The organism is Acinetobacter sp. AND/436 (assembly GCF_049546925.1).
In the GTDB taxonomy this organism is placed as follows: Bacteria; Pseudomonadota; Gammaproteobacteria; order Pseudomonadales; family Moraxellaceae; genus Acinetobacter; species Acinetobacter indicus.
On the sequence record NZ_JBMXBO010000001.1, the window covers coordinates 50,754 to 66,359 of the forward strand.

The window sequence follows — 15,606 nt, forward strand, 5'->3', positions numbered from 1 at the left end:
TGTTACCACCAGCGTGTTTTTTCACGCGTATGTCGTTGCTTAAAACGTGAATACACATTGTTATTTTCATCACGTTGTAAACGGTCAAAAATCTCAATCACAATTTGCCCAAGTGGATGAATTTCACAGACCTTTTCCAAACGCCAACGCATATTTCGCAAGGTATCATCGGTACCTACTGCAAATGCGGAGGTCCCATCAAACAAGGCATAACGCTGATGCTGCAAATGCTGCTGATGTTTTGGATTCTCCGTTATGGATTGATCACACAAAAAGCGCTCTGTTTCTTGCAACTTGAGTGTGTTAATTAAAACCACAGCATTCATTAACGTTGCCTTTAAACAGGCATCTTCATCAAAATCAATAAAAGTATCGCAGGCAGAAATCAGCCAGCGAATATTTAAGGAACGCAACAGGAAATCTCGTTCAGCCAGCCATAAAGCCTTAAATTTTGCATAATTATTTTGGCTATCGACTTCACGGCGAATCAGCACAATCAAACTGGCATGATAATGATTCAGTTGAGGCTGTCCGACAAATTCCTGTTTCAATTGCTCAATATGCTCATTTAAATCTTTTGCTGAGCCATGTGTATACGTTAACTCAGTGCCTTCTATTCTTGTCGTCTTTAGTTTATCCAGATCTACATCATTGAATTGTGCATATACTTTATCTGCACCAAAACGGCGCTGATGGCGACTGAATGAAAACCATTGTTCAAATTTACTTTTCTTTCTTACAGGCATTTATCTACAACCCGAAATTGACTACTGCCAAGCCTCTTTAATCCAATCCGATGGCAACACATAGCGATACCATTTTCCTCCACCGCCATGAATTGCATCTGGTGGATTAATTTCCCCATGGAAAATAATAATTTTGGCACCTTCCGGTTTCACTGGCGGCTTAAAATAGGCCATCGGAATCTTTTGCAGACAATGATATTTATAGCTTTTACACCAGCTCTCTGGCCAGTAGCTTAATTTTTTCTCCTGATCGACATACCAAGACAAATACGCCTGCTCATTACGGAATTTCTGACGGATCTCATCAAAATGCTCACGGAAATACGGCAATAATCCCGGGAAAGCTCCCAGTTTAAAACGATAGACCGAACTGTTGCCGGTAATTCGCCATGGACGTTTCCAGTCATGAATAATCAGAAAATCACCCGGATGGGTAAAAAATGCGTCGATATTGTCGACAATGACCACATCTAAATCCAGAAATAGCGCATTGCCTGTCAAGCCATATAAATCTGGCTCAAACGTCGACAGCTTGTTCCAGCCACGCTCAGGCGCACCTTCTGGCAAAGCCAGCGGCGGGATCGGAAAACATTCTACTTCCGGATTAATGCCTTCAGTACGGTCAGTCAGGCAGACCATTTTAAAGTCGACTGTGGTATGGCGTTTGACCATATTGTACAAACGGTTAACGTATTCCGAACCGTATTTGGTTCCCCATTTCATGCACAGAACAACATTCTGTTCCTGCATTAAAGAAGATTGAGAGTTCATCTCTGTTTCATGTAAAGCCATGCCGCATGATCCACCTGAGCAATGGCGCCATCATATCACAGAGTTACAAATTAGCAGAATGGCTGCAAAGAAAAGCCACTGCAAAATAACTGTCAGAAAAACGTCATCGAACTTGCACATTCAAGATGCAGATTAGAACTCATCGCAGAACAACAATAGATTATGAAAATTAGTATTGTCGGTACCGGCTATGTTGGCCTTTCCAATGCCATGATTTTTGCGCAGCAGCATGAAGTAGTGGCGCTCGATATCATTCCTGAAAAAGTCGAACTGCTGAATTATGGCATTTCTCCCCTGCAAGACCCTGAAATTAGCGACTTCCTGAAAAATAAAGACCTGAATTTTAAAGCCACCCTGCATCAGGCCGATGCCTATCAGGATGCCGATTATGTGATTATCGCCACGCCTACCGATTACGACCCGCAGACCAATTATTTTAATACTGACAGTGTTGAAAGCGTGATTCAGGATGTACTGTCAATTAATCCCTGCGCCACCATGATCATCAAATCCACCGTTCCGGTCGGATTTACTGAAAAAATCAAACAGAAATATCGCAGCGGCAACATCATTTTTTCACCGGAGTTTTTACGTGAAGGCAAAGCCCTACACGACAACCTGTATCCATCACGGATTATTGTCGGTGAACAGTCAGAGCGTGCCCGACTCTTTGCCGATATGCTACTCGAAGGTGCCATCAAAAAAGACTGCCCGGTGCTCTTTACCGGTTCCACCGAAGCCGAAGCCATCAAACTATTTGCCAACACCTATCTGGCTATGCGCGTGGCCTATTTCAATGAGCTGGACACCTATGCGCAGCTGTTTCAGCTGGATACCCGACAGATTATTGACGGCGTCTGTCTGGATCAGCGGATTGGCAAATATTATAACAACCCGTCCTTTGGCTACGGCGGCTACTGCCTGCCGAAAGACACCAAACAGTTGCTGGCCAACTATCACAATGTACCGAGCAATTTAATTCAGGCCATTGTCGATGCCAATGCCACCCGTAAAGATTTTATTGCCCAGTCCGTCCTGCAACGCAACCCGAAAGTGGTCGGTATTTACCGTCTGGTCATGAAAAGTGGTTCAGACAACTTTAGGGCATCGGCCATTCAGGGGGTGATGAAACGCATTAAAGGCCGTGGCGTGGAAGTGGTGATTTACGAGCCGACCTTGCAGGAAGATGAGTTCTTTCACTCCAAAGTTATGCAGGATCTGAATGAATTTAAACACTATAGCGATGTGATTGTTGCCAACCGTCAATCCGATGAGCTGGCGGATGTGCTGGAGAAAGTCTATAGCCGCGATATTTTTGGTATGGATGATTAAGAACATTTTCCCAGCCCATAAAAAAGGACTCAGCTGAGTCCTTTTTTACAGTTTGCACTTATTTTACATAAGTTAACCAGTGTGCATATTTCGGGTCTTTGCCCTGCACTGCATCAAAGTAGGCTTTCTGGATTTGCGTGGTGATTGGACCACGGACACCTTCACCAATCTGACGGTCATCGTATTCACGAATCGGGGTGACTTCTGCAGCCGTACCCGTAAAGAAGGCTTCATCGGCAATATAGAATTCATCACGAGTAATACGGCGCTCAACCACCTCATAACCCAAGTCTTTAGCAATGGTAATAATCGATTGACGGGTAATCCCATCCAGCGCACCACCAGCGATATCCGGGGTATGAATCACACCATCTTTAACCAGGAATACGTTTTCGCCCGAACCTTGACACACATAACCTTGTGGATCCAGCAGCATCGCTTCGTCATAACCTGAATGCGCCACTTCTTGGTGTGCCAGAATCGACAGCGTATAGTTACCAGACGCTTTGGCTTTACACATGGTCACGTTTGGATGATGGTGGGTAAATGATGAGGTTTTTACGCGAATACCCTTCGCCATTGCCTCTTCACCCAGGTAAGCACCCCAGCTCCACGCTGCAACCACGGCATGAATAGTGTTGTCTGTTGCCGCAATACCGAGTTTTTCAGAACCAATAAAGATGATTGGACGTAAATAGCAAGATGCCAGTTTATTTTCACGCACCACATCAATTTGTGCTTGCTCTAAAGTTGCCTGATCAAACGGCACTTTCATTTGATAAATTTTTGCAGAATTTAACAAACGCTTTGTGTGCTCTTTTAGACGGAAAATAGCCGTTCCATTCGGGGTTTCATAGGCACGGACACCTTCAAACACACCCATGCTGTAATGCAGGGTATGGGTCAACACGTGAGTTTTGGCCTCACGCCAGTCAACCAGTTGTCCATCTTGCCAAATAAAACCATCACGATCAGCCAAATTCATGCCATAAACTCCAATTTTTCACAATTATTCACTCTCCAGCGCAAATGCTGCAGCTGGATCAATCAGTCTTTGCCATAACTTGCAAACGGTCATTCGGGTATCGTGCCAGTCGCTTGCAGACACTTGCATGGATTGATTTGCAAGGGCTAAGCGGTGGCTCTCTGCGCGTTCACGGAGATAAGCTTGAATCAGAGCAGTCGCATCGTTGCTGGATAAGCAACCTGTCTTTGCGGCATCCTCAAGGATTCGTACATTGTCGGAGTAATGGGCGAGATCTTTATTCGTCCCACTCCACGCTAACACCGCATACTGTGCCATAAATTCGATATCAACGATACCACCTGCATCCTGTTTTAAATGAAAAATTCCATCTTTTTTTTGCTCATTTGATGAACCGAGATGGTCTTTCATCTTCTGGCGCATTTTCAGCACTTCAGCACGCACATGCGCCTGTTCACGTGGCTGGGTCAGAATCCGGCAGCGTAGTTGCTCGAACTTGTCCCGAAGGCAGCGTTCACCGGCAATACTGCGCGCGCGCACCAGCGCCTGATGCTCCCACAGCCAGGCACTTTTTAGCTGATAATGCTCAAACGCTTTCAGGCTGGTGACCAGTAATCCCGCTTCCCCAGACGGACGTAACCGGGTATCGACTTCATAAACGCGGCCATCTAAAGTTTGGGTGGTCATCAATGACACAAACTTTTGCCCCACCCGCATCGCAAACTCAAAACCGCTGATGGGTTTAAGCCCGTCGGTATCGGCCTGTTCATCCATATAATGAATAAAGACCAGATCCAGATCCGAGCCATAACCGAGCTCAATCCCGCCTACCTTGCCATAACCAATCACGGTAAAAGCCATATGATCCAGCGTACAGCGCTGGCCTTCAGCATCCAGCGGGAAACCATGTTTTTTCGCGGTAATCTGATAAGCCAGATGCAAAGCAGCATTGACTGACACTTCGGCAATATCGGTGAGCGCATCGGAAACTTTCATCAGCGGACTTTCGGCCAGCACATCACTGGCTGCCACTGCCAGTACATTGGATTTTTTAAACAGGCGCAGTACCCGCATCTGGTCTTCGACCTGATCGACCTCAATCCGTAGCAATTGCTGACGCAAGGAATCTTCCAGATCCTGACGTTTCGGCAATTCAAAATCCATCGACAGAAATTCATCCAGCAGCACCGGATAATGGGTCAGCTCTTCACAAATCCATGGACTGACGGTGGCCATTTTTACCAGACGTTGCAATGCGCCTTTGCTTTCAATCAGCATCACCAGATACACGGTACGGCGCATTACCGATTCCACCAACGGCATCAACCGTACCAGCGCAACTTGCGGCATATCTGACTGCAACACTGCTTCGACCAGATGCGGCCAGAAGGTTTTCAGACGCTGTACCGCTTTGGCCGGTAATTTTTTCAGCGCATGTCCATACCAGAATTCATGCACCAGATTTTTGGCCTGATCATCCAGCACTTCATTCAGGCGCTGTTCCAGCTGGCTAAAACTTTCGACCAGCGGGTCTGGTTCTTTTTCTTTAATTAAATGCTCAAACTGGTAGATAACCTTGGCGCGTTTTTCATCTAGAAAAGCCATAAAATCTGGCCAGCTCGCAAAACCTAAAGTGCTGATCAAACGCTGACGCAATTCTGGCTCGGTCGGTAAGGACTGGGTTTGCTGGTCATTCAGCGCCTGAATCGCATGTTCAACCCGGCGCAGAAATAAATAGGCATCTTCCAGCTCGGCCACGGCTTTGCTGTCCAGCAATTCAGCTTCATCCAGATGATTCAGGCTGACCAGACATTGCCGGTCTTGTAGCTCCAGCTTGGACCCGCCATAAATCAGTTGAAACATCTGCACAATAAACTCAACTTCACGAATCCCGCCAGCGCCGAGTTTAATATCATCTTCCAGATGACGACGCTGCACTTCGCGCTCAATCATGGCCTTCATTTCACGCATGGCTTCAAAGGCAGTGTAATCAACATATTTGCGGAATACGAACGGCCGGGTCATCTCCAGCAGTTCATCCCCTTCTTTGCCTCCGGTGACAATGCGTGCCTTGATCCAGGCATAGCGTTCCCATTCACGGCCGTGCTGGCTTAAATATTTTTCCAGCGCCACATGGCTAATCGCCAGTGCCGAACCATCGCCCCAGGGACGCAAACGCATATCAACCCGGAACACAAAGCCATCGGCGGTGATATGGTCGAGCAGATAAATCAGTTTCTGTCCCCATAAAATACAGAACTGCTGCACATCAATACATTTACGACCGTTGGTTTCGCCCTGCTCATCGAAGGCAAAAATCAGGTCAATATCGCTGGATAAATTCAGTTCCTGCGCGCCATGTTTACCCATGGCAATCACAATCAGCTCCTGTACTTTACCGTTATAGCCTACCGGCTCGCCATGCTTGGCCACCAAGGGAGCCCGGGCAAAATCTTTGGCTGCTGTTACACAGACATCGGCGAAATCGGACAGTTCACGGGTCAGGGTGACCACATCGGTTAACTGGTTGGCATCTTGCCAGATCCAGCGAAACATCAGCCGGGCACGTAAAATCCGCAGACTACGCATCCACTCGGTTTCATCCTGAATATCCTGCAAGGTCGTTTGCACGGTGTGCTGAATCTGCTGGGTGCTTAAAGGGGTTAAAAACCGGTCAACTGCATAATCTTGTTCTAAGAGGGGTTGGTGCTTGGCCAATACCTGTTCTGCATATTGGCTGGCACCTAAGGTTTTGCGCAATTGTTCCGTATTCATTCACACACCCAAAGCTGACTGTTTTTTCTAGTTATATCAGGAGTCTGGCTAGAGAGGAAAAGAAAATTGCGTTTTCTACATTTTTACTTTTTCGAACTGTATATCTTCCGGCATTAAAGCCTGATGCGCGCTGGTGGCCTGCGGCAAGGTCACAATAAAGGTGGTTCCTTCGCCTTCATTGGATTCCACCACAATTTCGCCTTTGTTCAGGTCGACAAAACGTTTACACAATACTAAGCCCAGACCAGTACCTTTTTCACCGGCTGTACCTTTGCTACTGGCTGTAACCGCTGCCTGGAACAGCTGTTCCATTTGCGACTGGCTCATGCCCAGACCAGTATCCTGAATATAGATGTGCACGCCATCGTCTGCCTGTTCGGCGCGTAAAGTTACCTTGCCGGTACCATCTGTCGGGGTGAATTTCAGCGCATTCGACACCAGGTTCTGGATAACCGAAGTAATCATATTAATGTCGGCATAGACTTTAATATCATCATCAATCTGGTTAATCAGCTGAATATTCTTTTTCACCGCCAGACTGTTCAGCACATCGCATACAATTTTCGACGACTGTTGCAGCTTGAAGTTAATTGGATGATAGATAAAGCGGCCGCCCTCTGCCATGGCCCAATTCAACAGGCTTTCCAGCAGGTTATAGGTCGATTGCGCAGTATCATATAAATAGTCGGCAATATTCTGCACACTGGAATCATCTAGCGTTTCGCGTTCTTGTGCCAGAACTTCGGAAAAACCGAGCAAGCCATGAAACGGCGCTCTTAAGTCATGCGCAATAATCTGGAAAAATTTGGTTTTACTGAAATTCAGTGCGGCCTGCTGCTCATACATTTCTTTCAGCTCGGCATGGTCGGCTTTTAACTCCAGATAATTCACCAAATTGGTGGCCAGATCACTGAGAATTTCAATCGCCTGCAGCGAAAAAGGCTGCTCGTTCTGGTCGAAAAACAGGATCTGTCCAATCGAGCGACCATCGGACATTTTCAGATCAAAGGCCATAAAGCGTTTTGCTTCTACACCTAAAGAGCCAATACGCTCAACCAGTTGTATATAGTGAGGATGCTCGGTATGAATGCAGTCCTGACCATCAAACAATTCGACAATCTGGATATGATCGGGTGCAATAAAGGCTTTAAAACAGTCCTGATGGGCATACCATAAATAGGGTTCACCCTCGAAGGCCAGCGCGGAACGCTCTACCCCTAAAATTTTACGGGCAGATGATAAAAAACGCTCAATCTGATTGGTGGCAGTAAATACCCCCAATAATAGAGACAACCTGCATGCACTCAGCTGTTCAGTTTCTGAACCTATTTCAAGCAACTGCAACTTCATATCTGCCTCATCCGAGATCCATTCTTATAGAATATTTAGGCCATTTTTAAAGCTGATTGCTCAGCCCGGTTAACAAACTTTAACAGAGAATATAACACCAAACTTAAAAGAATAAACTAAACTCCTTCATTAATTTGTAACCTGAAAAAATTTTAACAAAAGGTATATTTTCATTACATTTATTAAATAAATTCACTACTTTTTGTTTATCTCTTTTTAAACAGCAAGCTACTTTAACTGATTTTGGTTAAAAATAAATTGGCACATTTTTATACACTTTTTTTTCAGTGTGGTAATAGGTATGATTTCTTTAAACTCATCGGATTTTTAAGAGAATTTCCGGGTTAATTTTCACCGGATGATGGGATCAGCACGTTACTTTAGTTTTACATCTTCTGTTCATGTTTTTGGGCGATAATATATCCGCCTGATCAGTGAATCGTCATCACATGATCAATCTGTCTTATTGGTATCGAAAAAAACAGGTTAATCATTCAAATCTAATTAACAGATATGCTGGATAGAATGATCGAGTTTGAAGGAAAAAAGGCGGCTCTTTGAGTGTTTTTCTTCCCCAAACAGGCAAGTGTGGATTCAAATCAGGCACAAATATCACGAATTAAAATGCATCATTTTTCAGCGAAATGTCGTTATCACGGATATTACGTTGACTGAAAAGGCTTGAGGGTCGATACTCTCAAGGTTTTACTTAAGCAAACCGGTTCGCAGGGGCTGATTCATCACTTTCACCCCCTCAAAACTCAATCAACGCAAGGGGCTATATATGGCTGGTGGAAAGTCAACCATCATTTACACACTGACTGACGAGGCGCCATTACTGGCGACTTATTCGCTGCTGCCGATTATTGAGACCTTTACTAAGCCGGCCGGCGTAGAGATCGTTAAAAGTGACATCTCCGTGGCCGCACGCGTGCTCGCAGAATTTTCTGACTACCTCACCGACGAGCAAAAGGTCACTGACAACCTCGCAGAGCTAGGTCGTCTTACACAAGATCCAGATACGAACATCATCAAACTTCCAAACATCAGTGCTTCTGTTGCTCAGTTGACTGCATGTATCAAAGAACTTCAGTCTAAAGGCTATGCGGTTCCTGATTACCCTGAAAACCCGACCACTGAGGAAGAAAAGGCAATCAAGACCCGTTATGGCAAATGCCTGGGCTCTGCAGTAAACCCGGTATTACGTGAAGGTAACTCTGACCGTCGCGCACCAACTGCAGTAAAGAACTACGCGAAGAAAAACCCGCACTCAATGAGCGAGTGGAAACAGTGGTCACAAACTCACGTTTCTCACATGGACGAAGGCGACTTCTACCATGGCGAAAAGTCCATGACTTTAGACCGCGCGCGTAACGTGAAAATGGAACTGATCACCAAGTCAGGTGAAACCATTGTTCTGAAGCCAAAAGTTGCGCTGCAAGACGGTGAAATCATCGACTCGATGTTCATGAGCAAAAAAGCGCTTTGCGACTTCTATGAAAAAGAATTGGATGACTGTAAAGAAGCCGGCATCCTGTTCTCTTTACACGTAAAAGCGACCATGATGAAAGTTTCACACCCGATCGTATTCGGTCACTGTGTGAAAATTTACTACAAAGATGCTTTCGAAAAACATGGCAAACTGTTCGACGAGTTAGGCATTAATGTCAATAATGGTATGGCCGGTCTTTACGAGAAGATCGAAACTTTGCCTACTTCTTTACGTGAAGAAATCATCGAAGACCTGCACGCGTGTCAAGAACACCGTCCTGCACTGGCGATGGTGGATTCTGCAAAAGGCATCACTAACTTCCACTCTCCGAACGACGTAATTGTTGACGCATCTATGCCAGCAATGATCCGTTCTGGCGGTAAAATGTGGGGTGCTGACGGCAAGCCTTACGACTGTAAAGCAGTAATGCCAGAATCGACTTTCGCGCGTATTTACCAGGAAATGATCAACTTCTGTAAATGGAATGGTAACTTCGACCCACGTACCATGGGTACTGTGCCTAACGTTGGTCTGATGGCGCAAAAAGCGGAAGAATACGGTTCACACGACAAGACTTTCGAAATTCCTGAAGCGGGTGTTGCCAACATCACGGATCTGGAAACAGGTGAAGTATTGATGTCTCAAAATGTGGAAGAAGGCGACATCTGGCGTATGTGTCAGGTGAAAGACGCACCAATCCGCGACTGGGTGAAACTGGCTGTTACACGTGCACGTAACTCTGGTATGCCAGCCATCTTCTGGTTAGACCCGTACCGTCCACACGAAAATGAACTGATCAAGAAAGTACAAAAATACCTGAAAGATCACGATACAGACGGTTTAGACATCCAGATCATGTCACAAGTCCGTGCAATGCGTTATACGCTTGAGCGCGTTGCTCGTGGCCTGGATACCATTTCTGTAACTGGTAACATCTTACGTGACTACCTGACTGACCTGTTCCCGATTATGGAACTGGGTACATCTGCGAAGATGCTGTCAATCGTGCCGTTAATGGCTGGTGGCGGTATGTACGAAACAGGTGCCGGTGGTTCTGCACCAAAACACGTACAACAGCTGGTTGAAGAAAACCACTTACGTTGGGATTCTTTAGGTGAGTTCCTGGCACTGGCGGTATCTCTAGAAGAGCTTGGCATTAAAGAAGACAACGCGAAAGCGAAACTTCTGGCGAAGACTTTAGATGCTGCAACAGGCAAACTGCTGGACAACGACAAATCTCCATCACGTCGTACTGGCGAGCTGGACAACCGTGGCAGCCACTTCTACCTGGCAAAATTCTGGGCAGAAGAACTTGCTGCACAAGACGAAGATGCTGAACTGAAAGCGAAATTTGCTCCACTTGCACAAGCTTTAGCTGCAAATGAAGAGAAAATCGTGGCTGAACTTGCAGAAGTCCAAGGCAAATCAGTAGATATCGGCGGTTACTACGCGGTAGATCAAGCGAAAGTGAATGCCGTGATGCGTCCAAGCGAAACCTTGAATGCAACGCTGGCTTCATTACAAGCTTAAACTGGATTTGACTGACCTTTGTTAGTCAACTCATAAAAAAACCGGTGCTAAGGCGCCGGTTTTTTTATCTCACTACTCATTACAAGCTGAACCAATACCTATTTTCCCTCTTTAAATATTTCATGCGTACGTACGTGAACTCATTGGTATTCAATAACCTACAATAGAAATTACAATTTTAAATTATGCTTATTACTCGTTTTGAACAAGCACCTGTTATATGCAAAAAATTGAAATTAATATTGGCAAAAGCAAACAAGTATCTGTCACCATGGACTACGCAGAATATCTTCAACTAAAAGAGGACTCACATCAAACAGGGAAAACACATCGACAAATTTTCCTAGAGTCTTACCGGCTATGGAGGAAACTTAAAATATGCAATCAGGATTGATCAAAATACTCGATTAGTCATTTATTTTTTGATTGTAAATACAGTATCGAATAACAAAGCGATATGAGATAGCTATCCATAAATTTGAGGCAATAAAAAACCCCAAGTCTGAATATGCTTGGGGTTCTTTAAAATCTGTGGTCCCGAGGGTCGGACTCGAACCGACACGTCATCTCTGACAGCGGATTTTGAGTCCGCCGCGTCTACCAATTTCACCACCTCGGGAAGGTGTTGATGCGTATAATAAACTGTTTCACCCGCTTGTCAACGCTCGCCTCCCATATTTGTTTAAAAATAAATCAACCCGATTTTTTTTGTCTTATAATTAGGCAATTTCAGCGATAAAACCGAAAAACGCATATACTACGCCCAATCCTGTTATTGTTTTGCGCATTTATTTAACCATGCAACTTTCTGATTTTAATTTCGATCTCCCTGATGAACTGATTGCCCGTTACCCGCTGGAACAGCGCAGCGCCTCGCGTCTGCTGCATGTCAATGCCGAAGGTCAGTATCAAGACCATCAATTTACCGATATTGTCAATTTACTTGAAGCTGGCGATGTGCTGGTCTTAAATGACACCAAAGTCATGAAAGCCCGCCTGAAAGGTAAACGTGCTACCGGCGGCGCTGTGGAAGTGCTGGTTGAACGCATGCAAGATCAGTTTATTGCGCATTGCCATATTAAAGCCAGCAATTCACCAAAAGCCGGTGCTGAACTCTTCATTGGTCCAGATGAAGTGAAAGTCACGGTACAAGGCCGGCATGAGAACCTGTTTATTGTCGAGTTTTCCCAGCCCATTCTAGAGGTGCTGGATCGCTACGGCGCCCTGCCCATTCCGCCGTACTTTAACCGTGAAGCAGAAGCGATTGATACCGAACGCTATCAAACCGTATTTAATGATCCGACCAAACTGGCCAGTGTCGCTGCCCCGACTGCCAGCCTGCATTTTGATGCCGAACTGCTGGCCAAGCTTGAAGCCAAAGGTATTCAAAAAACCTTTGTAACCTTGCACGTCGGTGCCGGAACCTTCCTGCCGGTACGCACCACTGATATTGAAAACCATATCATGCACAGCGAATGGTGTGATGTACCAGCCGCCGCTGTGGAGATGATCCAGCAGGCCAAAGCACGTGGCAATAAAGTCATTTCAGTTGGTACCACAGCCACCCGTGCGGTCGAAAGTGCAGCACAGGCACATGGCGGCACACTGGCCGCCTGGACCGGTGATACCCAGATTTTCATTTATCCGGGCTATAAATTTAAAGTGGTGGATCGTTTGATCACCAATTTCCACTTGCCTGAATCCACCTTATTAATGTTGGTGTCTGCGCTTTCGAGCCGTGAAAATGTCATGCGGGCGTATCAACATGCCGTGGCTGAACGCTATCGTTTCTTTAGTTATGGCGATGCCATGCTGATTGATCAGGCCCACAGCTAGAGCACTGCCCCATGCCAATCGAGAATATTCAGCACAGCATTCATATTCGCCGCAAGAAGAATCAGCTGGTGTGGAATAATCTCGCCCGGCTCTGGGAAATTGGTGCACAAGCCAAATCCCAGCAGGAACTGCTTGACCGGCTGCATCCCTGGAATGCCCCGATCAGCCTGCGTTTTGAAAACAAGCTGCCAATTTTGCTTGGCATCATCGGCCTGATACTGATCCTGCTGTTTTGGCTGGCCCCGGCGCACTGGGCCTTGCAGCTGTGTCTGCTGCTGGGAGGCCTTTTGATCTTTGGTGCGTTTCTCTGTTATGAATCCAGCCGCCCAATCACCAATGCCATTCAGGAACTGGAGCAACAGGCACTGGCGCTCAAGTATCAGCTGGCCTTTAACAGCATTCCCCGGCATGAACAGGTCATCTTCCAGCCGGTCCGTTTTATTGCGCAAATCAAACAGCTGTTTCCGCTGTTCCAGCAAGGCAATCTCAGCAATGACATTCGCCGCTATGCTCTGACCCACTGGCAGGATGAACAGGGCCAGACCCATCAGGTGATGCTGTTTGAATATCGCTATGTCTCTGAAATTCAGGTCCAAGACCAGAATGGCAACAAAATGCGGCTCAAAGAAATTGAAAAATTCCTGTGGGGTGCCATTGTCTTTGGGGTCGAGTTACAGGGACTGGCGCTCAGCTCGCAGCGTAAAAGCTTTGCCTACCCCTATACCCAGCCGTGGCATACCAGTGATATTCAGATTAACCGGCAGTTAAACATCTATGGCACCGATACTCATCAGATGGCCCGGCAGCTGACTCCGGCGGTGGTGCTGAAACTGGCCAATTTCCTGAACGCGCAGCCCGGCGATCTGCTGTTTCATCCTGAACAGAAAATCCTGTGCTATATAGGTAGCCAGAACCTGTTTCAGGCCAGCAGCACCTATAAAACCATTCAGGATATTTCGGCTTTACGTGGACATCTGCGTACATTTAAATTACCGTATCTAGAACAATTACAACGCCATTTGCTGCAGCTTTTATAAATTTGGACGTGGGGAGATTTCTATGGGATTGATGATTTTTCTGGCTATCATTCTGGCCATGCTGATTATCGGGATTCTGATTCGCAACAGTATTGTGCGTTATCACAATGCCAGTATTCGTGCCTGGGCCGATGTCACCAGTTACGAACGCCAGAAAGTCAAGATTCTGGAACAGCTGATTCCAGTGGTGGAGCAATATTCCAGTTTTGAACAGGGCACGCTGGCCAAAGTAACCGAACTGCGCCAAAACGTATTAAACCTGAAACTGGACAGTACCGACAGCGCCCAGCTGCAACATATTGAGCGTTTAAGTAAAGAGCTGCTGCACAACCTAAACGTGGTGGTCGAGAACTATCCTGAGCTGAAAGCCAATGACATCTATTTAAAAATGATGCACGAAATTGAAGAACAGAATGAAAATGTCGGTGCTGCGATTACCATTTTTAACCGCAATGTCGAGCTGTTTAATAACCAGATTCAGATTTTCCCGAACAACATCATTAATACCTTAACTTTGGGCAAAAAAGCCATTCGCCCGTTCCGTGATCCAAGCATGCAGCAAGGCTTTGAGTATCGCCCGAATTTTTAAAACCAAGATGACCTCTTGATTCAATGTCAAACCGCCTGTCGTGATTACAGCGAGATTTTCCCCGCGCAGATGACATCCGGTTGACATTTGGCTGCGCTTTGTCACAATCAGAACACTGAGCAAAATATCAACAATAGCTCAGGCATTACCACAGCATGATTAAAAATAAAAAAGTTAGTCCCGACCATGTTAGAACATCTGCAGAGCTTTCAAGCGGCACTCATTCACGAGTTTTTTCAACTCTATGAGCAGTATGAACAGGACCATATTTATGCCTGCGCCCTGGTGCTGAATGAATATCTGGGTTTTGAATATCTGGCCATTTCCACCCGGCGCTGCCTGTTTAGCGAGCAGGAAGATCCGGCTCAGTACCTGTCAGACCATGACAAATGGTCAGTCCAGAAATGGCGCTATCGCAGCCAGCCGCATCAGCAGCATTTGAATCAGTTTAAACGCCTGTTCACAGACTATTTCCAGAAGCGCCATATCTTTGGGCATCCACTGGCCCAGCAGCGTGACTCCGAGCAACAGAACCATCTACAGGTTTTGCTGAATGTGTTTCAGCAAGCCCGACACGCCTTGTCGAATGCCTATGGATTGGACCTGAGTTCAATGGTGTTTTTTATGCAGGTGGCCAAACAGCCACAAATGACAGCGGACTCTGCACGGCTGCTGAATACGCAGAGCCCCTTACTGGCAGAATTTCTGGCCCATCAACAGCGCCCTGCTCTGCTGGATGCTTCATCCCATCCACCAGCGATAAAATTACAGCAGATTGATAAAGACCTGCTGATTGATCTGGCGCAGCTGCTGGAAATTGAACCTTATGATTACCTGGAAATAGCCCACGCCGCCTATTTGCTGACGCTAGAACCGGGCTTTATTGACAGCAATCTGTATATCCAGCGTCTGATTCACTCGATTGCTGCCATGGACAGAAATGAACAGGGCCTGTTTGCCCTCCCGAAAGATGAAATCCAGCAACGGATTCAGCAGTTTTATGCCATGTAATTGCCATGATTTTCCTCCACAATATTTACCCAAGAAAACGCATCAAAACTAGCAATTCACGGCAGAATCTAGGAAAATGATGAACTTTTAGCGCAAACAATCAGCGAACTGTTTTTTCGCCTTGATTTGGA

11 protein-coding genes and 1 tRNA gene are annotated in these 15,606 nt (G+C 46.1%); 6 read left to right on the forward strand and 6 right to left on the reverse strand.

From position 1 onward, the window contains the following. Nucleotides 1-2 precede the first annotated feature (2 nt). Both ACPEPR_RS00250 and ACPEPR_RS00255 read right to left on the reverse strand, forming a co-directional pair. Nucleotides 3-746 (reverse strand): hypothetical protein, encoded by a 744-nt coding sequence (locus tag ACPEPR_RS00250; protein ID WP_104470822.1) that lies wholly within the window; start codon nucleotides 744-746, stop codon nucleotides 3-5. A gap of 21 nt (nucleotides 747-767) precedes the next feature. Further along, nucleotides 768-1,538, reverse strand: coding sequence for a glycosyltransferase (locus ACPEPR_RS00255; RefSeq protein ID WP_075174841.1), 771 nt, complete (start codon nucleotides 1,536-1,538; stop codon nucleotides 768-770). 162 nt (nucleotides 1,539-1,700) lie between these two features. Between ACPEPR_RS00255 and ACPEPR_RS00260 the strand changes: the two genes are divergently transcribed. Continuing rightward, entirely contained in the window at nucleotides 1,701-2,870 is a 1,170-nt protein-coding gene (locus ACPEPR_RS00260) for a nucleotide sugar dehydrogenase (protein ID WP_160240997.1), read from the forward strand. A gap of 58 nt (nucleotides 2,871-2,928) precedes the next feature. Here the strand turns inward: ACPEPR_RS00260 and ACPEPR_RS00265 are convergent, their stop codons facing one another. The 3 genes from ACPEPR_RS00265 to ACPEPR_RS00275 all read right to left on the reverse strand — a co-directional run bounded on the left by ACPEPR_RS00265 (nucleotide 2,929) and on the right by ACPEPR_RS00275 (nucleotide 7,980). Then, complete coding sequence (locus ACPEPR_RS00265) at nucleotides 2,929-3,855, reverse strand: branched-chain amino acid transaminase (protein WP_075174843.1); 927 nt, start codon at nucleotides 3,853-3,855, stop codon at nucleotides 2,929-2,931. 24 nt (nucleotides 3,856-3,879) lie between these two features. Then, nucleotides 3,880-6,630, reverse strand: a complete 2,751-nt coding sequence (gene glnE, locus ACPEPR_RS00270) for a bifunctional [glutamate--ammonia ligase]-adenylyl-L-tyrosine phosphorylase/[glutamate--ammonia-ligase] adenylyltransferase (protein ID WP_168397771.1) — start codon at nucleotides 6,628-6,630, stop codon at nucleotides 3,880-3,882. 75 nt (nucleotides 6,631-6,705) lie between these two features. Continuing rightward, the gene (locus ACPEPR_RS00275; protein WP_168395512.1) at nucleotides 6,706-7,980 is read right to left on the reverse strand and encodes a GAF domain-containing sensor histidine kinase; all 1,275 of its coding nucleotides are present in this window, start codon (nucleotides 7,978-7,980) and stop codon (nucleotides 6,706-6,708) included. 784 nt (nucleotides 7,981-8,764) lie between these two features. Here ACPEPR_RS00275 and ACPEPR_RS00280 point away from each other — a divergent pair. Beyond that, nucleotides 8,765-11,002: an NADP-dependent isocitrate dehydrogenase gene (locus ACPEPR_RS00280; RefSeq protein ID WP_005180056.1), complete on the forward strand. Its 2,238-nt coding sequence runs from the start codon at nucleotides 8,765-8,767 to the stop codon at nucleotides 11,000-11,002. 532 nt (nucleotides 11,003-11,534) lie between these two features. Here ACPEPR_RS00280 and ACPEPR_RS00285 read toward each other — a convergent pair. Continuing rightward, nucleotides 11,535-11,621 (reverse strand) — tRNA-Leu (locus ACPEPR_RS00285). A gap of 179 nt (nucleotides 11,622-11,800) precedes the next feature. Between ACPEPR_RS00285 and queA the strand changes: the two genes are divergently transcribed. From queA to ACPEPR_RS00305, 4 genes are all read left to right on the forward strand, one after another. Continuing rightward, nucleotides 11,801-12,838 carry a tRNA preQ1(34) S-adenosylmethionine ribosyltransferase-isomerase QueA gene (gene queA / locus ACPEPR_RS00290; RefSeq protein ID WP_168399790.1) on the forward strand — a complete coding sequence of 346 codons (1,038 nt, stop codon included), beginning with the start codon at nucleotides 11,801-11,803 and terminating at the stop codon, nucleotides 12,836-12,838. 11 nt (nucleotides 12,839-12,849) lie between these two features. Then, nucleotides 12,850-13,875 (forward strand): hypothetical protein, encoded by a 1,026-nt coding sequence (locus ACPEPR_RS00295; protein ID WP_168382662.1) that lies wholly within the window; start codon nucleotides 12,850-12,852, stop codon nucleotides 13,873-13,875. Between the two features lie 22 nt (nucleotides 13,876-13,897). Continuing rightward, complete coding sequence (locus ACPEPR_RS00300; RefSeq protein WP_168384223.1) at nucleotides 13,898-14,464, forward strand: LemA family protein; 567 nt, start codon at nucleotides 13,898-13,900, stop codon at nucleotides 14,462-14,464. A gap of 186 nt (nucleotides 14,465-14,650) precedes the next feature. Beyond that, a complete protein-coding gene (locus tag ACPEPR_RS00305) occupies nucleotides 14,651-15,475 on the forward strand; it encodes a DUF4303 domain-containing protein (RefSeq protein ID WP_423561786.1) in 825 nt (274 codons plus the stop codon). The last annotated feature ends 131 nt before the right edge of the window (nucleotides 15,476-15,606 follow it).